18 protein-coding genes are annotated in these 20180 nt (G+C 40.5%); 14 read left to right on the forward strand and 4 right to left on the reverse strand.

All coding sequences use genetic code 11. From position 1 onward, the window contains the following. Positions 1 to 3 precede the first annotated feature (3 nt). Entirely contained in the window at positions 4 to 735 is a 732-nt protein-coding gene (locus RM553_RS16780) for an SAM-dependent methyltransferase (protein WP_311536111.1), read from the forward strand. Here the strand turns inward: RM553_RS16780 and RM553_RS16785 are convergent. The 4 genes from RM553_RS16785 to dapF all read right to left on the reverse strand — a co-directional run bounded on the left by RM553_RS16785 (position 732) and on the right by dapF (position 3961). Beyond that, positions 732 to 1400: a peptidoglycan-binding protein LysM gene (locus RM553_RS16785; protein WP_311536112.1), complete on the reverse strand. Its 669-nt coding sequence runs from the start codon at positions 1398 to 1400 to the stop codon at positions 732 to 734. The two genes, RM553_RS16780 and RM553_RS16785, sit on opposite strands and share 4 nt — an antisense overlap. Before the next feature lie 212 nt (positions 1401 to 1612). Continuing rightward, positions 1613 to 2656, reverse strand: coding sequence for an endolytic transglycosylase MltG (gene mltG, locus RM553_RS16790; protein ID WP_311536113.1), 1044 nt, complete (start codon positions 2654 to 2656; stop codon positions 1613 to 1615). Further along, entirely contained in the window at positions 2646 to 3176 is a 531-nt protein-coding gene (locus RM553_RS16795; RefSeq protein WP_311536114.1) for a GNAT family N-acetyltransferase, read from the reverse strand. The genes mltG and RM553_RS16795 overlap by 11 nt, the downstream gene beginning before the upstream one ends. Then, positions 3170 to 3961 carry a diaminopimelate epimerase gene (gene dapF, locus RM553_RS16800; RefSeq protein ID WP_311536115.1) on the reverse strand — a complete coding sequence of 264 codons (792 nt, stop codon included), beginning with the start codon at positions 3959 to 3961 and terminating at the stop codon, positions 3170 to 3172. Before dapF ends, RM553_RS16795 begins: the two co-directional genes overlap by 7 nt. A 133-nt stretch (positions 3962 to 4094) precedes the next feature. On the opposite strand from dapF, the gene RM553_RS16805 reads away from it, so the two are divergent. The 13 genes from RM553_RS16805 to RM553_RS16865 all read left to right on the forward strand — a co-directional run bounded on the left by RM553_RS16805 (position 4095) and on the right by RM553_RS16865 (position 19980). Next, positions 4095 to 5504, forward strand: coding sequence for a S1C family serine protease (locus tag RM553_RS16805; RefSeq protein ID WP_311536116.1), 1410 nt, complete (start codon positions 4095 to 4097; stop codon positions 5502 to 5504). 146 nt (positions 5505 to 5650) lie between these two features. Further along, positions 5651 to 6748, forward strand: coding sequence for a DUF748 domain-containing protein (locus RM553_RS16810; protein ID WP_311536117.1), 1098 nt, complete (start codon positions 5651 to 5653; stop codon positions 6746 to 6748). 136 nt (positions 6749 to 6884) lie between these two features. Further along, a complete protein-coding gene (locus RM553_RS16815) occupies positions 6885 to 7472 on the forward strand; it encodes a hypothetical protein (protein ID WP_311536118.1) in 588 nt (195 codons plus the stop codon). A 50-nt stretch (positions 7473 to 7522) separates the two neighbouring features. Next, positions 7523 to 8212: a tRNA (guanosine(37)-N1)-methyltransferase TrmD gene (gene trmD, locus RM553_RS16820; protein ID WP_311536119.1), complete on the forward strand. Its 690-nt coding sequence runs from the start codon at positions 7523 to 7525 to the stop codon at positions 8210 to 8212. Between the two features lie 108 nt (positions 8213 to 8320). Further along, the gene (gene rplS, locus RM553_RS16825; protein ID WP_311536120.1) at positions 8321 to 8671 is read left to right on the forward strand and encodes a 50S ribosomal protein L19; all 351 of its coding nucleotides are present in this window, start codon (positions 8321 to 8323) and stop codon (positions 8669 to 8671) included. A 200-nt stretch (positions 8672 to 8871) separates the two neighbouring features. Beyond that, positions 8872 to 10272 (forward strand): S8 family peptidase, encoded by a 1401-nt coding sequence (locus RM553_RS16830; protein WP_311536121.1) that lies wholly within the window; start codon positions 8872 to 8874, stop codon positions 10270 to 10272. Positions 10273 to 10881: 609 nt separating this feature from the next. Continuing rightward, entirely contained in the window at positions 10882 to 13101 is a 2220-nt protein-coding gene (locus tag RM553_RS16835) for an NADP-dependent isocitrate dehydrogenase (RefSeq protein WP_311536122.1), read from the forward strand. A gap of 114 nt (positions 13102 to 13215) precedes the next feature. Further along, entirely contained in the window at positions 13216 to 14130 is a 915-nt protein-coding gene (locus RM553_RS16840) for a glycosyltransferase family 2 protein (protein WP_311536123.1), read from the forward strand. A gap of 4 nt (positions 14131 to 14134) precedes the next feature. Then, a complete protein-coding gene (locus RM553_RS16845) occupies positions 14135 to 15085 on the forward strand; it encodes a glycosyltransferase family 2 protein (RefSeq protein ID WP_311536124.1) in 951 nt (316 codons plus the stop codon). A 177-nt stretch (positions 15086 to 15262) separates the two neighbouring features. Continuing rightward, complete coding sequence (locus RM553_RS16850; RefSeq protein WP_311536125.1) at positions 15263 to 16489, forward strand: multidrug effflux MFS transporter; 1227 nt, start codon at positions 15263 to 15265, stop codon at positions 16487 to 16489. Between the two features lie 64 nt (positions 16490 to 16553). Beyond that, positions 16554 to 18929 carry a TonB-dependent receptor gene (locus RM553_RS16855; protein WP_432271470.1) on the forward strand — a complete coding sequence of 792 codons (2376 nt, stop codon included), beginning with the start codon at positions 16554 to 16556 and terminating at the stop codon, positions 18927 to 18929. Beyond that, complete coding sequence (locus RM553_RS16860; RefSeq protein ID WP_311536126.1) at positions 18930 to 19742, forward strand: DUF4249 domain-containing protein; 813 nt, start codon at positions 18930 to 18932, stop codon at positions 19740 to 19742. A 19-nt stretch (positions 19743 to 19761) separates the two neighbouring features. Continuing rightward, positions 19762 to 19980 carry a DUF6095 family protein gene (locus tag RM553_RS16865; protein WP_311536127.1) on the forward strand — a complete coding sequence of 73 codons (219 nt, stop codon included), beginning with the start codon at positions 19762 to 19764 and terminating at the stop codon, positions 19978 to 19980. The last annotated feature ends 200 nt before the right edge of the window (positions 19981 to 20180 follow it).

A 20180-nucleotide genomic window follows, 5' to 3' on the forward strand; every position in this document is an offset into this window, starting at 1 on the left:
ATTATGGCTGATTCTTCTTTTAAATATTCCGGAAAACTCTTTATGATCCCTACCACCCTGGGAGATTCCAATTCCCTGGAGGTACTTCCGGCGCATATAAAAAAAATAATTGCAGAAACCGACGAGTATATTGTTGAAAATGAAAAAACCGCGCGCAGAGCTATAAAGAAGGTTTTACCAGAAAAACCACAGCAGGCCTTAAAACTGCATTTACTGAATAAATTTACCGAATTGGCAGACCTTCCCTCCTACCTGAATTCCTGCAAAGAAGGTAAAAATGTGGGTTTAATGAGCGAAGCCGGCTGCCCGGGCGTGGCAGATCCCGGGGCCGAAATGGTAAAGCTTGCTCACCTGCAAGGCATACAGGTGGTACCGCTGGTTGGCCCTTCTTCAATCTTACTTGCCCTTATGGGAAGCGGGATGAACGGACAGGGATTTTGTTTTCACGGCTATTTGCCCATAGATAAAAAGGAGCGAAAACATGAATTGAAAAACCTCGAAAGAATTTCCGCAGAAAAAAACCAGGCGCAGATTTTTATAGAAACACCTTACAGGAACAACAAATTACTGGAAGACATGCAACAGAATCTGCATCCCGGCACGAGGCTTTGCATTGCCTGCGATCTTACTTTGCCAACAGAATATATTCTTACCTGCACGATCCAGGAATGGACAAAAACAAAAGTGGACCTACATAAGAGGCCCACTATTTTTATTATTCAGAAAGATTTTTAAGCCGTTGGCAAAACTGCCTTGGCCCTTTTCTCTGGCTGGATAAAAGAAGTATCATATCCGCCGAATTTTTGCATATAGTTTTTAATACTGGTCCCAAAAGCATCGCTGAAAGCCTGTGCGCCCCAGCTTCTCAAATACTTTTTAACGCTGCCAGGTCCTGCCAGGTGAGCAGCAGCCAGAATACCAGATTCTGTTACCTCCACCCCATTTATAGTTTTACCCACAAAACGCTTTATATCGCGCTTAAGGATCCATTTGTTTCTGGAAGCGTTTGCATAGAAGGCTGCTTCCTGCAAAGCAGGGGAATTGAGAAATTCCTGAGTGTTGTAAATCCCTATAAGGGCTAAGGTACCTTTCCCAAACTGGTATTTCCCCATATAACCATATTCATTTATGGTTTTATAGTTTCCGCGGGATTCTTTAAACCCCACAGCTTCTTTAAATCCAAGATAGGATTTCCCCAATTTTGGAAGGTTGCTTACATGAACTTCTTTTATAATATCTTCTTCTAAAAGAGGTTCTACAGTGTAATCAAGTTCCAGATTGGCTGTGGAAAAACTTTCCAGATCTAATTTAGCAGCATCTTTTGTAGAAAAACTGAAAAACATCGTTCCGGCCACTGCCGGTAAAATTGAGAATTTTGCAATTTTCTTTCTTTTTTGCATTACATTTTGTTTCTGAAGAGTTAACGGTTTTTCCTCCAAATTGGCTGAAAATCCCCCTTCAATTTTGCGGCGCAAAGGTACAACAATTTTTAATAATTTGATACACAGCCTGTTAATATAATTAAAAAGCTTTGGAAGCGCTTAACACAAGTATAAGATTCAGTAGGCCAAAGCCTTATAGCCACGTTAAAGAAAATCCCGGAAAACTGGTGTTATCTCCTTATGCCCTGTTGGTTGATCCAGCGCACATATTCCTGCTTATTCCGGTTATGCTGGGAGAGATTTTTAGCAAATTCATGATAGCCAAAATTATCCACATCGGCCACAAAATAGAAGTAATCATGGTCCTGGTAATTAAGCACGGCGTCTATGGAAGAAATATCAGGCATGGCGATGGGGCCCGGAGGAAGTTCTTTATATAAATAAGTATTATAAGGAGAGTCCAGGGTGAGATCTTTATAAAGCACCCTCTTAATAATAGTGTCAAAATTCTTAGTGCTTTTTTTAATAGCATAAATTACCGTGGGATCGGCATCAAGCTTCCAGCCATTTTTATAGCGGTTCATATACACGCCGGCTACTTTTGGCCTTTCGTCCACCTTGGCTGTTTCTTTTTGCACTATGGAGGCAAGAACAGTCACTTCATCTGGTTTTAAGCCTATTTCTTCAGCTTTGGAAAGACGTTCTTCCGTCCAAAACCGCTTATATTCTCTTAGCATTCTCTCCCGGAATTCTTCTGCGGAAGTGTTCCAGTAAAATTCATATTTATTGGGAATATACATGGATAGCGCGTCCTCTTCAGCAAAATTATTTTCAGCTAAAAAAGTACTATCCCTGAAGGATTGAAGAAGGCTAATGCTATCGGCCTCAATCTGGTCTGCAATCCTGCCCGCAAGGTTTTCCAGCCGTTCCTGGTTATTAAAACTTACATTCACAGGATTGTTGCGGCTTCTAAGCACATTAACAATTTCATTACTGTTCATGTTCTTTTGCAGTACATATCTGCCGGGGCGAATATTAGTCTTATAACCTTTCTTTTCGGCAACAATATCGAAGGAACTCACATCCTTAAGTAAAGGACGCAGGGAATCGACGAGTGTTTGATAACTGGCTCCCGTGGGAACATACACTACGGCCTGGTCTTGCTGGAAAGCCGTATTCGCCCCAAATATGCTCTGGTAAATATGATAGCTGAAAAAACCCAACGCGATAAGTCCTAACAAGGCAACGGCTGCGAGTATTTTTTTAATGTACATCGTTAATTAATTGATATAAAATTTCATCTTTAAAGGAACCATTCAAAAAATTCCAGTCCTTTTTTATTCCTGCTTTTCTGAAGTTCTGGCCTTCAAAAAGCTTAACACTAGCCAAATTTCCTTCAGTAACATTGGCATAAACCTGGTGCAAAGCCAAATGCCTAAAACAATAATTACAAATAAGGGAAAGGCTTTCTGCTCCGTAACCTTTTCTACGTTCTCCAGCCTCAGAAATCAAAATTCCAAGTGCTGCCCTGCGATCCCTTGGCTCCAGGTCAAAAATATCTATCAGGCCAATATTTTTGTCCTCATTGTTGCAAATTACGAGCCGCAATTGCTTGTAATCATAAATATCACGGTGGGCATTTTCAAGATACTTCCTTATCATAAACCGGGAATATGGCACACGGGTAGCACTTACTTCCCAAAAATCTTCAGTATTCTCCAGTTCATGCACAAAATCCAGATCTTCCGGCTCCAGTGCCCTTAAATACACTTTCTCGCCCCTGAGCGTTAACATATAATCTCTCCTTTAAAAACCTGTTCGGCCGGCCCGGTTAACCAAATATTTTCATAGCTATTATTTTCTTTCCGCTCAAAAGAAACAGAAAGCTCGCCCCCCGGTACTTTTAAATGAATTTTCTTTGCATGAACCCTTCCGGAAGCATTAGCCGCAATAGCCACCGCGGTAACGCCTGTGCCGCAGGAAAGAGTTTCATCTTCTACCCCACGCTCATAGGTACGCACTAAAAAAGTATTTTCAGCTTCGGCTTCAACAAAATTCACATTGGTGCCGCCACTGGCAATATAGGTATCTGAATTTCTGATAGCCGCACCTTCTGCCTTTACATCAATATCCTTTACATTTTCAGTAAAAACAATATGATGGGGAGAGCCCGTGTCCAAAAATGAAATATTTCCTTTCTGACTAATTTCGCTTACGTTTTGCATTTGCAGGCTTACCAGCCCGTTTTCTATGCTAGCTTTATGTGCACCGTCTACCGCGGTAAAAGTCGCTTCGTTCTCTATTATGCCAAGATATTTTGCAAAAGCCACCAAACATCTGCCGCCATTGCCGCACATGCTGCTTTCATTACCATCGGCATTAAAATAAACCATCTTAAAATCATCTCCTTCAACTTCAGGGTTTCCGAGCAGAATCAATCCATCTGCCCCAATGCCAAATTTACGGTCACAGAGCTTCCTTATCATTTTGGTATCGTTTTTGGATATTAGATTTCGGCGGTTATCAATCATCACAAAATCGTTGCCCGTGCCCTGGTACTTAAAAAAAGAGATCTTCATAACTCATATTTTAAAGGGCACAAATATACAATAAAGCATAAGATTTGCAGGGTGTTAAATAGCCGTTAAAGTCATAGGTTTTAATAATAAATAAAGATCACTTAAAGTTTAATTATAAAATCAATTATTAAATATGAAAAAACTAGCAAGTTTACTCATTGTTGCTATTTTGGGAGGCATACTTTCACTTTGCGGATACAAGCTGTTTTTAGAAGAAGAATCCGTGGCCTCTATTGCGGGAATTTCTTCATCTCAGCCTCATCAGAGCAGTACCATTATCCCTGCGAATTACACAAACACTGTTTATGGCACTAATGCCGATTTTACCGAAGCTGCTGAGAAAACCGTTCATGCAGTGGTGCATGTGAAAAACGTGGCCGTTTTTAACGGGCCAAGAAATCCTTTTGAATATTATTACGGAAACCGCGGCGAAGGTAAAGCCGTGCAGGGCGCAGGTTCTGGGGTTATTATCACTCCAGACGGCTATATTGTAACTAATAACCACGTAATTGAAGGGGCCAGCGAACTGGAAGTTACCCTAAACAATAATCAATCTTACACTGCTGAAGTGGTTGGGAGCGATAAAAAATCTGATATCGCTTTGCTGAAGATAGACGCTGAAGACCTGGATTATATTCCTTTTGGGAATTCAGATAATGTAAAACTTGGCGAATGGGTATTGGCGGTAGGAAACCCTTTTAACCTGAAGTCTACAGTTACTGCCGGGATTGTAAGTGCCAAGGCAAGGGATCTTAACACTGCTGATGCCATGCCACAATCTTTTATACAGACAGATGCCGCAATTAATCCCGGTAACAGTGGCGGGGCCCTTGTAAACATAAATGGAGAGCTAATTGGTATAAACACTGCCATTACTTCCAAAACCGGAAGTTATATTGGTTACGCTTTTGCCGTACCATCCAATAACGCCAGGAAAATTGTGGAAGACATCATGGAATTTGGTGATGTGCAACAGGGAATCCTTGGCATTAGAGGAGGTAGCATTACCCCTGCCGCAGTTGAAGAATACGGCCTCAGTACCAGCCAGGGTGTGTATGTTGCCAGCGTGAGCCCCGGAAGCGGAGCAGAAAATGCCGGGCTTAAAGAGCACGATATTATTAAACAAATTGATAATATTAAGATTAATAAATTTTCTGACCTAACGGGTTACATTAATAGTAAACGTCCTGATGACGTGGTAAAAGTTACCTACCTTAGAGATGGTGATAAACGCGAGGTAGATGTGAAATTAACCAAATACGAAGCTTACAGAATAACCCCTATTGGCCTGGAAGTAGCCAATGCTTCTAAAAAAGAACTGCGCAACTATAATACCGATTATGGTGTAAAAATAAACCGCATTCTTAGAAATGATCTTCCTGCTGAAGAATTTACCGGAGCCATTATTACCGAAATTAATAATGAAAAAGTCTCCGATATTCGTGATGTGGAGAGAGTGGTGGAAAGCAAAAGCACTGCAGATCCAATTGTGGTAACCTTTATTGATAAAAAAGGTGAAAAGCAAAGAGTTGTTTGGAGATAATTCTGAAAGTTCGCGTAAAGAAGCTCTCTTGGTTGCAAGGGAGCTTTTTTTTATACCTGAATTTTCCTGGTGCTCAACCTCTTTTTGGCTATTTATTAACTTGAACATAAGGCCGGAAATACCACATTTGCTATAAACATTTGAAGATGAGCAAGCCAGAGAAAAAAAGAAAATACCACAGGAAGCGCTACTTGATACCAGCTGTTGTTATAATTCTCCTGATAATTGCACGCATTCTTCTTCCTTTTATCCTCAAAAGATCTGTGAACAACACATTGAATAACATTCCGGGGTATGAAGGCCATGTAGAAGACATAGATGTAGCCCTATGGCGTGGTGCCTATGTGATAGAAGGATTACTTCTTCGAAAAGAAGCTGCCGAAAACCAGCCGCCCTTGCTAAATTTCCCTAAAACAGATATTTCTATTGAATGGAAGTCCTTGCTGAAGGGCAAAATTGTAAGTGAAATAGAAATGCATAATCCGGAATTCAATTATATTTTCGAAGTTCAGCAAAAAGAAAACACTGAAGGCGAAGCCGATGCAGATGCATGGACTGACGCGCTTAAAGAACTTGTTCCAATCAGCATAAATCACCTGGCCATCTATAACGGGAAGGCTAATTTTGCTCAAGTGTCTGCAAATCCCGAAATTAACATGTTTCTTCAGCAAATAAACCTGCAGGCAACCAATTTAAGCAATGTGGTGAATCAAGAAGAAACGCTACCTTCCAACCTTCGTGCTACAGCCGTCTCTTTTGGTAATGGGGACGTTTTACTGGAAGGAAATTTAAATCTGCTAAAGAAAATTCCTGATATGGACATTGAGTTCTCCTTGGAAAAGGCAGACGTACGAGCTCTGAACGACCTTACCAATAAATACGCCGGGGTAGATTTTGAATCAGGAACTTTTGAACTTTATAGTGAAGTGGCCATTGCCGATGCCTACCTTAAAGGTTATATAAAACCCATGTTTATCAATACCAAGTTATTAGGGAAAGAAGATGATGGTGGGTTTTTCAAAAAATTGTGGGAAGGATTTGTAGGAGTTTTTAAATTTATTCTGAAGAACCAGGGCACAGATACGCTGGCTACAAGAATACCTTTGGAAGGAGACCTGAGCAAAGTAAAAACTGGAATTATTCCCACTATACTTAATATTTTTGAGAATGCCTGGATAGAAGCATTTAAGGGCAACGTTGATGAAAATATCAATTTTGAAGATGCCGTTAGGGCTAAAAATTAATTTCTAAACTGGGGCTAAATTCCTATTGCACAATCCCTTTTTTTACTGAAATTTGCACCCAAAAATTTTGGCTGTCGGCAATAACTTTTTTGACAAGGCGTTGTGTGATAAAACCAGAAAAGAAATCAAGAAAAGGATGAACAAAAGAATTTTCGCATTGCTGTTTTTCGCTGCAGTGTTTACACAGGCAAAAGCACAGGATAGTTTAACGAATACTCAGCAGCCTGTAAGAACTGAATTTGATGAACTTATTCAAAGCTCAAATGATTACCAGGGGTATAAAGTAATAGATTATGATCGTATTATAGAACTGAGAAATACCACTTCGGCTTATATTGAAAACCTGAGAAATGAAATCACGACCCAAAAAAACACAATGGATCGTCAAAATCAGGAAATTGAGGAGTTAAAGGCACAGCTTTCCAATACACAGGCAGACCTGGAAAGGGTAAATAATGAAAAGGATGCCATTACATTTTTGGGGCTGCCATTCAGCAAAGGATCCTATAAGGCGATAATGTGGGGATTGGTTGGATTACTGGTGTTGGCCCTTCTATTTTTCATTTACAAATACAGAAGTTCTAACGCCACTACAAAGGAAGCACGTAAAAAGCTGGATGAAACCGAGAAAGAATTTGATGCCTACCGGGCCAAGTCGCTTGAAAAAGAACAAAGGCTTGGAAGGCTTTTACAGGACGAGCGCAATAAATCTGCAAATTCCTGAGAATTTTACATCTTCAGGATAAATATTGAATATCCTGAAAAACCACAACTATGCGAATAGATATTATCACAGTAGTCCCGGACCTTCTTAAAAGCCCTTTTGAAGCCTCCATTCTTAAGCGGGCCATTGAGAAAGGCCATGTGGAGATTCATTTTCATAATTTGAGGGACTATGTGACCGATAATTATAAACAGATAGATGATTACCAGTTTGGTGGCGGCGCGGGAATGGTAATGATGGTAGAGCCTATAGATAAATGTATCTCCCATTTAAAATCTGAACGCGAATATGATGAGATTATTTATATGACGCCTGATGGTGAACGTCTGCAACAAAAACTTGCCAACAAAATCTCCATGTATGAGAATATCATTATTCTTTGTGGCCATTATAAAGGAGTGGATCAAAGGGTAAGAGACCATTTTATAACTAAAGAAATTTCCATTGGGGATTATGTTCTTTCAGGGGGAGAACTTGGGGCTGCAGTTTTATGTGATGCGATAATAAGGCTTATTCCAGGGGTGCTGGGGAACGAAACTTCAGCATTAACAGATTCTTTTCAGGATAATCTGCTTGCGCCGCCGGTTTACACCAGGCCTGCAGAATATAAAGGATGGGAGGTTCCGGAAATCCTTACTTCTGGCAATTTTCCTAAAATTGAAGAATGGCGGGAAGAGCAGGCCTATTTGCGCACCAGGAAACTTCGGCCGGACTTACTTGATGAAGACGAAAAAAATTAAATTACCTGCTTGTAATTACATTTTAATTTTTAATTTTGCACTCATTCTAAAATAACCTCTGGCGAAAACCGTGAATGTTGTTTCAGATTTATTTTTAAACTAAAAGATATGGAATCGTTAATCAAATACGTTCAGGACGAATTCGTTAACAAAAAAGAACTCCCTGAATTTTCAGCAGGAGACACAATTACAGTTTATTACGAAATTAAAGAAGGCCAAAAAACCCGTACCCAGTTTTTTAGAGGTGTGGTAATCCAAAAAAGAGGAACCGGAGCTTCACAAACTTTTACTATTAGAAAGATGAGTGGAACTGTGGGTGTGGAACGTATTTTCCCTCTAAACCTTCCTGCAATCCAAAAGATTGAAGTTAACAAACGAGGTAAAGTAAGAAGAGCAAGAATTTACTACTTTAGAGGTCTTACTGGTAAGAAAGCACGTATTAAAGAAGCAAAGAGATAATCCTTCTTTTCTTTTTACAATATTATATAGAGCTCCCGCCTTGGGAGCTTTTTTTTTGCACTCTTAGCCGCTATTGTCCAATAAAAAATTTTCAATATTTTTATCTTTTTGTTGAATATTATGTGTTAAAAAAATTGAATCATTTGTTTATTTTTTTACATTCAACCCTAAATAATATAAATATTAAAACGTTTCAAATTATGAAAAGAAAATTAAAAGGATTACAGATAATACTTGCTATCTGTATTTTGGGGCTTCTTGTGATTTCTTGCGAATCCGAATCTGTAGAAACAGTAGTAAATGAGGATGTTTCACAATTACCTGAAGCTCCTTTCAAGAATTACATGGTAATTTCTGAAAGTAGTGAGATTACTAAAAGTTTTGAAGATGAATTAAAAAAAGGGGGAACAAAAATCGTCTATACTATTCCGCAAATTGGAATAGCTGTAGTGAATTCAGAAGATGCAGATTTTGTTAAGAATACCTTGAAGAAAAAAGGAGTGGTTTCAGTTGTTCCGGATTATGAAATAAAGTGGATCCCTTCTAATATAGGCGTGGAAGCAAATCCACCAAGTATAGGAGATACTGAATTCTATTATTTTAACGATTATCTTTGGGGACTTGATGCCATAGATGCCCCTGAAGCATGGAATGCCGGTTACACCGGTGAAGGAGCCAGTGTTTTTGTATTGGATTCTGGAATAGATGCAGAGCATGTTGAGATTGCACCTAACCTGAATACTGCACTATCAAAATCTTTTGTTCCTGGAGAAAACTGGAATATTAGGCCAGGCCAGTATTTTAATCATGGAACACATGTGGCAGGAACCATTGCCGCGGCAAGAAACGGAGTGGGATTAATTGGAGTAGCACCAGATGCAGAACTGGTAGCAGTTAAAGTCCTTTCTGAATATTCCGGGTCCGGAGCATTTAGTGGGATAAATGCGGGGATTATTTATGCTGCAGAGGAAGGTGCCGATGTTATTAATATGAGCCTTGGGGCTTCTCTATACAAAAACGGAAAATTAGTAGATGCCGATGGAAATGCTTACCGTGTTTCCCCAAAAGATATTCAGGAAATAATCCATGCCCAGCAAAGAGCTATTGATTATGCCTATAAAAGCGGAACCACGGTCGTTGCTTCAGCAGGAAATGATGCCCATGATGCCGATGGAGATGGTTCATGGATTAACCTCCCTGGAGGCTTAAATAAAGTGATTACAGTTTCAGCAACCGCTCCTGAAGGTTACGATTACCTGGCCGAATATACCGATTATGATGTACCCGCCAGTTATACCAATTATGGAAGATCTCTAATAGATATTGCAGCACCGGGAGGAGACGGGGATGTTTCTGTATACGACATGATCCTTAGCGCGGGAAGCGGAAACACTTTTTATTGGAGTTCCGGAACAAGCATGGCTGCACCTCACGTTTCCGGTGTTGCTGCCCTTGTAATTGGAGGTAACGGGGGAGAAATGGACCCTCAGCAGGTTACCCAGCAAATTTACCAAACCGCAGATGACATCGTGAGTAATGGAAAAAGTGTTTATTATGGTCATGGAAGGGTTAATGCCTACAGAGCCGTAACCGAAAAATAGTTTTTTAAATTATTTAAAAGCCGGGAATAGAATATCCCGGTTTTTTATGAACAATTGTGAACAACTATTGCTTGTAACATGTTGAAAACAAATAAGTTAAAAAATTGCTAAAAAATTTTGTGAGAGATCGTTTTGGTTTAAATTTATAGTAGAAAATTAATTTCTAAGGATTGACAAAAGGGTTTCTGCAGAGATTGTTTTTGATGTAGAGACGATATATCTTTACATACGGTTTTTATCTTCTATATAACGCTCGTTTTTTGCAATTGCAAAAATAGTTTGAAAGTTAAAAACCATTTTTGAAGTATTCCTTGTTCTAATCATCAGGAATATTTCATTGAAATAATGTACACTTAAGCAGCCTTGCTTTTAAGGAATAAAATTTCCGGTGATAACGCATTATTTCTGTAGAAGCCATTTCATTTTAGATATTAAGATGAAATGGCTTTTTTTTATTCCTCTGCCATCCCTTGGCTGACATTAAAAAATCAGGCTTTTAAAAACTTTCAACTATGATAAAAGCATGAAAAATGCTATATTGCGGAGGTTTCAACGCCTTGGGGAAATCCTGGGCGTTTATTGAATATATTGCAATCAAAAAAATAAAACATGACACAAAAATCAAGGATTGTCTATACTAAAACAGATGAGGCTCCGGCACTGGCCACTTACTCTTTCTTACCTATAGTGCAAACTTTTACGAAAACTGCAAATATCGATCTGGAAACTAAAGATATTTCCCTTGCAGGAAGAATTCTTTCTCAATTTCCGGAATATCTTAATGAAGATCAGAAAGTAAATGATGCTCTTGCCGAACTTGGCGAGCTGGCTAAAACACCTGAAGCCAATATTATAAAACTTCCTAATATTAGCGCTTCCATTCCGCAATTGAAGGCGGCAATTAAAGAATTACAGGAAAAAGGCTTTGGCATTCCTGATTACCCGGACGAAGCATCTTCAGAAAAGGAAAAAGAAATAAAAGCAAAATACGACAAGGTAAAAGGTAGTGCGGTAAACCCGGTGCTGCGTGAAGGAAACTCAGACAGGCGTGCCCCGAAAGCGGTTAAAAACTTCGCCAAAAAAAATCCGCACAGCATGGGAGAATGGAGCAGCGATTCTAAAACCCATGTGGCTACAATGGATTCAGGGGATTTCAGGCATACTGAAAAATCTGTTACCATTTCAAAAGAAGGAGATGTGAGTATAGAGTTCACCTCTGCTTCAGGAGAAAAAACAGTACTTAAGAAGGATATTTATCTTTTAACCGGGGAAATTATAGACGGTGCTGTAATGAATAAAAAAGCACTGGTTGAATTCTTACAGGAACAGGTAAAAGATGCCAAAGAGAAAAATATCCTTTTCTCCCTTCATATGAAGGCTACGATGATGAAGGTATCAGACCCTATTATTTTTGGACATGCCGTTAAAGTGTTCTTCAGGGATGTTTTCGATAAGTATGGAGAAGAACTAAAAGAGGCAGGCGCCAATCCTAATAGTGGCCTTGGGGATATTCTGAGTGCGTTAGATAAACTACCCGAAGATAAAGCGAAGGAAATAGACGCAGCTATTAAAGCAGATCTTGAAGAAGGGCCGGACATTGCGATGGTAAATTCCGATAATGGGATTACTAACCTGCATGTGCCAAGTGATGTGATTATTGATGCTTCTATGCCGGCAATGATCAGGACTTCAGGACAAATGTGGAATGCAGAGGGGAAACAGCAGGATACCAAAGCGGTGATTCCTGATAGTAGTTATGCCGGGGTTTACCAGGCAACTATAAATTTCTGCAAAAAAAATGGTGCTTTCGATCCTACCACCATGGGAACAGTTCCTAATGTTGGTCTTATGGCTCAAAAGGCAGAAGAGTACGGTTCTCATGATAAAACCTTTGAAATTCCTGCAGATGGAACTGTTCAGGTAATCAATAATGCCGGGGAAGTTCTTATAGAGCATGCAGTGGAAGAAGGAGATATATGGAGAATGTGCCAGGTTAAAGATGCGCCTGTAAGAGACTGGATTAAACTTGCAGTAGGCCGTGCGCGCGCTACCGGCAGTCCTGCTGTTTTCTGGCTGGACAACGAAAGAGCCCACGATGCGCAGTTAATTGAAAAGGTGCAGAAATACCTGCCGGAACACGATACAGAAGGACTTGACATTAAAATTATGTCGCCTGTTGAGGCTACGGAATATACTCTGCGCCGCGTAAAAGACGGTAAAGATACCATCTCGGTTACCGGAAATGTTTTAAGGGATTACCTAACCGATTTATTTCCTATTCTGGAACTTGGTACCAGTGCAAAAATGCTTTCTATTGTGCCATTGATGAATGGTGGCGGATTGTTTGAAACCGGTGCAGGAGGCTCTGCTCCCAAGCACGTACAGCAGTTTGTGCAGGAAGGCCATCTTAGATGGGATTCCCTTGGGGAGTTTTTAGCGCTCTCTGTTTCCCTGGAACATGCAGGCCAGAAATATAATAATGAAAAAGCTATTATTCTTTCTGAAACTTTAGATGAAGCAACAGATAAATTCCTGGATAACAGGAAATCCCCTTCCAGAAAAGTTAATGAACTGGATAACAGGGGAAGCCATTTTTACCTGGCATTATACTGGGCTCAGGCTTTAGCAAACCAGGATAAGGATGCAGAAATGAAAGAATATTTCAGTAAAATTGCCAAAGCCATGGAAGCAAAAGAAGATCAGATCCTGGAAGAGCTAATTGATGTACAGGGCTCTCCAGTAGATATTGGCGGCTATTATGAACCTGAAGAAGAAAAAGTTACGAAGGCAATGAGGCCTAGTGAAACGCTAAATTCAATTTTGGGATAGGTTATAAATCAATATCATTTACAAAGGCCGGGGCAACTCCGGCCTTTTTTTGTTTAAAGCCTTTCAGTTTTTAAGATACATAGTATCTTTATATTTTTGAAATCCGGATTTTCTATGAAGCCCGAAATATCTGTTATAATCCCAACGTACAATCGCGCACATACGCTTCCGGAAACACTTCAGTGCCTGTTGCATCAAACCTATAAAAACTGGGAATGTATTATTATTGATGATGGTTCCAAAGATAAAACAGAAGAAGTACTGCAACCAATCCTGTTAAAAGACAAAAGAATAAGTTTCTTAAAAAGGCCGTCAAATAAAGCCAAAGGAGCTGCTTCCTGCAGGAATATTGGTTTGGAAAAAGCGAAAGGTAAGTATATCCAATTTCTGGATTCTGATGACTTAATCGCAGAAAACAAACTTGAATCTCAGCTAAAAGTTTTAAAAAAAAATTCGGGGCTGAGCATTGCTACCTGCAAGTGGGGAAGAATGCAGCCGGGATGGCCAAAAGCTAAAATTCATGAAGGCCTTCCCTCCTATCGCAGCCTGAAAAAATCCCAAAGATTGCTGGATATTTTTGGAAGAAATTTCACCTATTTTCCTCTTCATGTCTATCTGGTTCCCTTAACTTTAATTCGAAAAGCCGGAATCTGGAATGAATCCCTGAGCGTTAACGACGATGGGGAATTTATATGCCGAATCATTCTTAACGCTTCAGATATCAATTTTGTGGAAAATACCTATGCCATTTATAAACAAGGTGCTGGCAACCGCCTTAATGGTACATTAAACCGTGAGGGGATTAACAGTTACATAGAAGCATGGAAAATAATAGAAGAAGAAATTTTCCGCAGTACAGGTACCGAAAATCACGTTTTTGTAAGGCAGGCTAAACTTTATTTTTACAGACGAATAAAAAAAAATTATCCTGAAGTGGTTTCCAGGTATGAAGAATTCTTTGCTTCCCGTATGTCACGTAAGGAATATGCACTTCGAAAAATTCTAAATAAAATAGCTAATAAAGCTTAAGTTTATGAAGCCTGAAATCTCCGTTATCATCCCCACTTTTAACAGGGCTCATATCATTCCCGAAACTCTTGAATCTGTACTTGCCCAAACTTTTACAAATTGGGAATGTCTTATAATAGATGATGGCTCCACTGATAATACAGATGAGCTGGTGGAGAAATATCTTCATGATAAACGGTTTAAGTATTTCAAAAGGCCAGGCCAATTAATGAAAGGAGCCTGTACCTGCAGGAATATTGGCATTAATAATGCGTTGGGCAATTATATTCAGTTCCTGGACTCCGATGATCTTTTGGCCGCCAACAAATTTGAAGTTCAGCTAAAAGCATTGGAAAAAAAGAATTCTTATCATATTGCCACCTGTAAATGGGGTGGTTTAAAGCCTATGTGGGATTTTCCCCGACTATATGAAGGATTACCGTCCTACTTAAGTACCCAAAAACCAATTTCTCTTTTTAAAATTTTTGCCACGCGCTTCACCTATTTGCCGGTTCATGCTTATCTTGTTCCCCGCGCCTTGATTATAGCTGTTGGTGGTTGGAAGGAAAATCTTAAAATAAACCAAGACGGGGAATTTTTCTCCCGCATTCTGCTGAATTGCTCCGGAATACTCTTCTGTGAAGATACTTTTGTCCTCTACCGCACCGGGAGTGGAAACAGGACCAGTAACCGCAGAAAAACGAGGGAAGGTGTTAGGAATTACACCGAAAGCTGGGAAATGATCAACAAAACCATTGCTAAAAAGACAGGAATAGACAACCACCTTTTTGTCAAACAGGCCCGCGCTGAATTATACCATACCCTTAAAAAGCACCACCCGGAATGGATTGAAGAAAACAAAGCCTTTCTCTCCGGCCGTACACCGGTTTTCATTTATAATTCGCTAAGGTTACTTTCCAGGATAAGGGACAGGCTGCAGGTAAAGCAGCTGCCATTAAATAATCGCGATTTTTGAGGTTTTTAAGAGACCATATAAAAAAGATCCTGAGAATTCTTTAAAGATTTTATAGTGAAATTGATGTTCTCCAAAAGAAAAATACCTGAATAAGGGAATTTCACATTTCGGTATTAAGTTTAAGTTAAAGGCTTTTCATGCTTTCCACACAGCATGGTTTTTAACGAAATTTGCAAAATGGCAGATGTAAAAAACGGAAGGAATAAAAAACGGGAAGCTATAATTCTTTTTGTTCTAGGGACATTAATTGCATTGGGGCCATTCTCTATAGACGCATACCTCCCGGGTTTCCAAAGAATTGCTGAAGATTTTGATATTTCCATTGCCCAGGTGGGGCTTACCCTTACCAGTTATTTTATAGGTATTTCCCTGGGGCAACTGGCATATGGGCCTATAATGGATAAGTTTGGCCGTAAAAAACCTTTGCTCACCGGTCTGGCAATTTATTTTCTGGCAGCGCTTACCTGTTATTATTCCCCAAATCTCACCTGGCTTATCATAAGCCGGTTCTTTCTGGCTGTAGGTGCATCTGCAGGGATGGTGGCAGCAAAAGCGGTGGTCAGGGATATTTTTCCTGTAAATGAAGTGGCAGGAGCCATTTCAGTATTAATGCTTATTATGGGAGGAGCGCCCATAATCGCACCTACTGTGGGAAGTTTTATTATTGAAGGCCTTGGCTGGAAGAGTATTTTTATTTTTCTGGCGTGTTTCTCCCTCCTTATGATCCTAAGCGTATACCGCTTTTTACCAGAAAGCATTATTCCCGATAAAAATGTGCAGCTAAAGCCGGTTACAGTTCTAAAAAAGTATTTTGGAATTTTGACACACGAAAAGTTCTGGAGTTTTTCCATGGCGGGAAGTTTTACCATTGGTGCCATGTTCGCCTATATTTCGGATGCGCCGCGGCTTTTTATGGAAAATTTTGATCTTACCCAGAAACAGTTTGGGATATTATTTGGCGTAAATGCGGCCGGACTAATTTTGGGGAGCCAGGTGAACCGCCTGTTCCTAAAAAAATTCAGCACCTTCCAGATCACCTTTTTCAACAGTATTTTACTGGTTGTCCTGGCTTCTGTTTTTCTTATTAACGGACTTGCAGGGCCGGATTTTTATCTTACGGTAATTCTGCTCTTCAGCATTTTGTTCCTGTTGGGTTTCCAAAATCCTAATACTACCGCCCTTTCCCTGGAGCCTTTTGCCACCAAGGCTGGAAGAGCTTCTGCCCTTATAGGCAGCCTGAAAATGATATTGGGCGCGCTGGCTTCTTTTGTGGTTAGCCTGTTTCACAATCCCGGCGTGGTTCCCCTGGCTGTAATCCTGCTTTCCTGCCTGCTTGTTAGTTCCTTCTTGCTCTTCCGTTTTTCCGGAAAAGAAAAAAGAAGGCTCGCCCTTGGAGAAACCTGACTTCAACAATTTATAAACCGCTTTTTAGTTATGGCTGTGTAGTGTATCTTTACGTAAAAAATAATTGACTATCTGCCGGTTACTCCTCTTCTGCCTCTGCTTTTTTCCTTTTATTTCGGGCAATGCCCAGGAAACTTTTACCCTTAGCGGAACGGTTACTGATAATGCCAGTAACGAGACCCTTATAGGGGTAAATGTTCTTATTCCTGAAAAAAACACAGGAGTGGTAACCAATGAGTATGGTTATTTTTCCCTGAAGCTTCCTGAAGGCTCTTATGAGCTGCAGGTTTCCTATTTGGGATATGCAACCATTTCCCGGCAAATTGAATTGCGGGAAAATACACGTATCGATATTCAGCTGCGACAATCCTCTGAAAGCCTGGATGAGGTGGTAATTACTGAAGATGTAGAGCAAACCGATATTCGCAGTCCCGAAATGAGCGTAAACAAACTTTCCATAAGCACCATCCAGAAATTGCCGGCCGTTTTTGGGGAAGTTGATGTGGTGCGGTCTTTACTCCTGCTTCCCGGGGTATCAAATGCAGGCGAAGGTTCTTCCGGCTTTAACGTGAGGGGCGGGGCAGTAGATCAGAATCTAATCCTTCTGGACGAAGCTACCATTTTTAATTCTTCCCACCTGTTTGGCCTTTTTTCAATTTTCAATCCCGATGCCATAAAAGACCTAAAATTGTATAAAGGGGGCATCCCGGCGAAGTTTGGGGGCAGGGTTTCCTCGGTACTGGATATTTATCAGCGGGATGGCAACAGCCGCGAATTTAAAGCACAGGGCGGGATTGGCGTAATATCGAGTCGGTTACTGGCAGAAGGGCCAATTATAAAAGACAAAAGCTCTTTTCTTGTTGGCGGCAGGAGTTCTTATGCCCATTTGTTTCTGAAGTTTACCGATAATCCGAACTCTGCCTATTTCTATGACCTCAATACAAAGCTTAATTATAAGATCGACAAGGATAACAAACTTCTCTTCTCCGGCTACTTCGGAAGAGATGTTTTTAACATCAACCAGAATTTTAAAAATATCTACGGCAATTCGGTTTTTAACCTAAGGTGGAACCATGTGCTTTCAAATAACCTCTTCAGCAACCTTTCGCTCATTTACAGCGATTATTACTACGGCCTTACTCTGGATTTTGTTGAATTTAACTGGGATAGCGGGATTAAAAATTTCAATATAAAGTACGACCTTAATCATTATGTAAACGATAATTTTAAGCTGGAGTACGGTTTACAGAACACCTATTATCAGTTCTTGCCCGGAGAAATAACTCCTACCAGCCCGGCTTCAGGTATAAACTATTATAAACTGGACAACAAATACGCCGTAGAAAGTGCTGCGTATATTTCCGCAGAACAGGAACTTTCAGAAAAGCTCTCCCTGGAATACGGGGCGAGAATTAGCGGCTTTTTCCGGCTGGGGCAGGAGAATATCAATTTTTACGAGAATGACCAGCCGGTACTTTACAACGAAGCCAGGGATATCTACCAGGAAGCTGTTCCTGTAAATACTCAAACCGGTAACCGCGGCGAAGTGATAAAATCTTTCTTTAACCTGGAGCCGCGGCTTGCAGCAGCCTATAGCTTTAACGAAAAACAGTCTGTTAAGGCCAGCTACAATCGTATGACGCAGTACCTGCACCTTATTTCCAATACCAGCTCTCCCACACCCATAGATGTTTGGGCGCCAAGCGGACCTTATATTAAACCGCAGCTTTTAGTCCAGGTTGCTGTTGGGTATTTTCAAAATTTCAATAACGGAGATTATTCCCTGGAAACTGAAGCTTTCTATAAAAAAATTAAAAACCGAATAGATTATGTAGACGGTGCGAACCTTATAGCAAATAATGCTATTGAAACTGTTATTCTTAATGGAAGGGCAAGGGCTTACGGCCTGGAATTTTTACTAAAGAAGAACGAAGGCCGCCTCACCGGATGGCTTTCCTATACCCTCGCCCGCTCTGAACAGCAAACTCCAGGGCGAACGGAGCTGGAAAGCGGAATTAACAACGGGCAATGGTATAAGGCAAATTTTGACAGGACGCATGATTTTAGCCTCACTTCGTCCTACCAGCTGAATAAAAAATGGGAATTAAACGCTAATTTTATATTTCAATCAGGGCTGGCCACCACTTACCCGGTGGGACAGTATGAATATGCGGGTATAAGCGTTCCAGTGTATTCCTCACGTAACAGCAATCGCCTGCCGGCGTATCACCGCCTGGATGTGGCCGCAACTTACACACCGCATCCCGGGGCGGGAAAAAAGGTAAAATCTTCCTGGAACTTTGGAATTTATAATTTATATAATCGCAAAAATGCCTATTCCATTACCTTCAGGGAAAATATAGACAACAATAAAAATGAAGCCACGCGGCTTTCCCTTTTTGGCATCATCCCTTCAATAACTTATAATTTCAGTTTTTAGATGAAAAAATTAGGCAATCTGTTCCTTCTCTTCATTGTATTCATGCTCATTTATGGATGTGAAGATGTGGTGGAAATTGAACTTGAGGAAAGTGAACCACGGCTTGTTGTTGAGGCTTCCATTGAGTGGCTTAAAAATACCGGGGGCAATTTTCAATCGGTAAAACTAAGTACCACCAGCGGCTATTACGAAGAAGAAGCGCCTGCCGTAACCAATGCGCAGGTGAAGATTATTGATGAAGCAGGGAAAGTTTTTAATTTTGAGCATACCAGCGACGGGATTTACCAGAACAATAACTTTGAGCCACAGCTTAATATGGAATACCAGCTGGAAATAAAATATGAAGATGAAGTATATACCGCACAAGAAACTTTAATTCCCGTGGTAAACCTGGATTTTGTAGAACACACAAGCAGCGGCGGATTTGAAGGCGAACAGGTAGAAATAAAGGCCTATTATACAGATCCTGCAGATGAAGTCAATTTTTACATGTTTACCTTCAGAGACGAAAAGGCAACATTCGAAATTTATGAAGACGAATTTACCAACGGGAACCAGATCTTCGGTTATTACTCCAACGAAGATATCGAACCCGGGGATGAGATTTATATAGAACTGGCAGGCATATCCCGCTCCTATTATGAGTATCTTTTTATACTGCGTTCGCAAATAGGCACCAATGCCGGTGGCCCTTTCGAAACCCGGCCTGCCACGGTAAAAGGCAACATTATCAATCAATCCAACAGGAGCAATTATGCTCTGGGATATTTTCGCCTCTCCCAGGTAGTAGAGACCGATTATGTTGTAGATTAGCACCGGAAAAACCTTTGCAATGCATACCAACAGAGACCAGCTGGGAAAAGGTATAAAATACCTGCTCATCTCAATGCCGCTTATAGTGGCCGGCCCATCGGTAATCTTTAGCGCCTTTAATAACCAGGAGCATTCCTTCTATATTCCCGTTCTGGTACTAGGCATTATTTTATCTTTAGCCGCAATATTCTTTATTTTTAAAGGAATCATGACCTTAATAAAAGCGCTTTTCGGATAAACAATAATATTATCAATGGCGTGCCCTTCGGGCCGGGCTATTCGCGTTATCTTCCCGCCTGCCGGCAGGGCAGGATAACTGCTGCTATCCCTCACGCGGGGTTTTCAGCATCCTATAAAGCTGTAGATCAGAACTGTCAGTTTCGGCAATACAGCAGTGTTATAATGTGCCGGGTGGGTTTCAGGGGGAGGATGTTTTAG

Origin of the sequence: Autumnicola tepida (genome assembly GCF_031846485.1) — a bacterium.
GTDB classification, from domain to species: domain Bacteria; phylum Bacteroidota; class Bacteroidia; order Flavobacteriales; family Flavobacteriaceae; genus Autumnicola; species Autumnicola tepida.

Coding starts and splice junctions, on each gene's coding strand:
- RM553_RS16835 (WP_311536122.1), top strand. CDS start 10,882: ATGACACAAAAATCAAGGATTGTCTATACTAAAACAGATGAGGCTCCG.
- dapF (WP_311536115.1), bottom strand. CDS start 3,961: ATGAAGATCTCTTTTTTTAAGTACCAGGGCACGGGCAACGATTTTGTG.
- RM553_RS16865 (WP_311536127.1), top strand. CDS start 19,762: ATGCATACCAACAGAGACCAGCTGGGAAAAGGTATAAAATACCTGCTC.
- RM553_RS16785 (WP_311536112.1), bottom strand. CDS start 1,400: ATGCAAAAAAGAAAGAAAATTGCAAAATTCTCAATTTTACCGGCAGTG.
- mltG (WP_311536113.1), bottom strand. CDS start 2,656: ATGTACATTAAAAAAATACTCGCAGCCGTTGCCTTGTTAGGACTTATC.
- RM553_RS16860 (WP_311536126.1), top strand. CDS start 18,930: ATGAAAAAATTAGGCAATCTGTTCCTTCTCTTCATTGTATTCATGCTC.
- RM553_RS16805 (WP_311536116.1), top strand. CDS start 4,095: ATGAAAAAACTAGCAAGTTTACTCATTGTTGCTATTTTGGGAGGCATA.
- RM553_RS16840 (WP_311536123.1), top strand. CDS start 13,216: ATGAAGCCCGAAATATCTGTTATAATCCCAACGTACAATCGCGCACAT.
- RM553_RS16845 (WP_311536124.1), top strand. CDS start 14,135: ATGAAGCCTGAAATCTCCGTTATCATCCCCACTTTTAACAGGGCTCAT.
- RM553_RS16780 (WP_311536111.1), top strand. CDS start 4: ATGGCTGATTCTTCTTTTAAATATTCCGGAAAACTCTTTATGATCCCT.
- trmD (WP_311536119.1), top strand. CDS start 7,523: ATGCGAATAGATATTATCACAGTAGTCCCGGACCTTCTTAAAAGCCCT.
- rplS (WP_311536120.1), top strand. CDS start 8,321: ATGGAATCGTTAATCAAATACGTTCAGGACGAATTCGTTAACAAAAAA.
- RM553_RS16795 (WP_311536114.1), bottom strand. CDS start 3,176: ATGTTAACGCTCAGGGGCGAGAAAGTGTATTTAAGGGCACTGGAGCCG.
- RM553_RS16810 (WP_311536117.1), top strand. CDS start 5,651: ATGAGCAAGCCAGAGAAAAAAAGAAAATACCACAGGAAGCGCTACTTG.
- RM553_RS16850 (WP_311536125.1), top strand. CDS start 15,263: ATGGCAGATGTAAAAAACGGAAGGAATAAAAAACGGGAAGCTATAATT.
- RM553_RS16830 (WP_311536121.1), top strand. CDS start 8,872: ATGAAAAGAAAATTAAAAGGATTACAGATAATACTTGCTATCTGTATT.
- RM553_RS16815 (WP_311536118.1), top strand. CDS start 6,885: ATGAACAAAAGAATTTTCGCATTGCTGTTTTTCGCTGCAGTGTTTACA.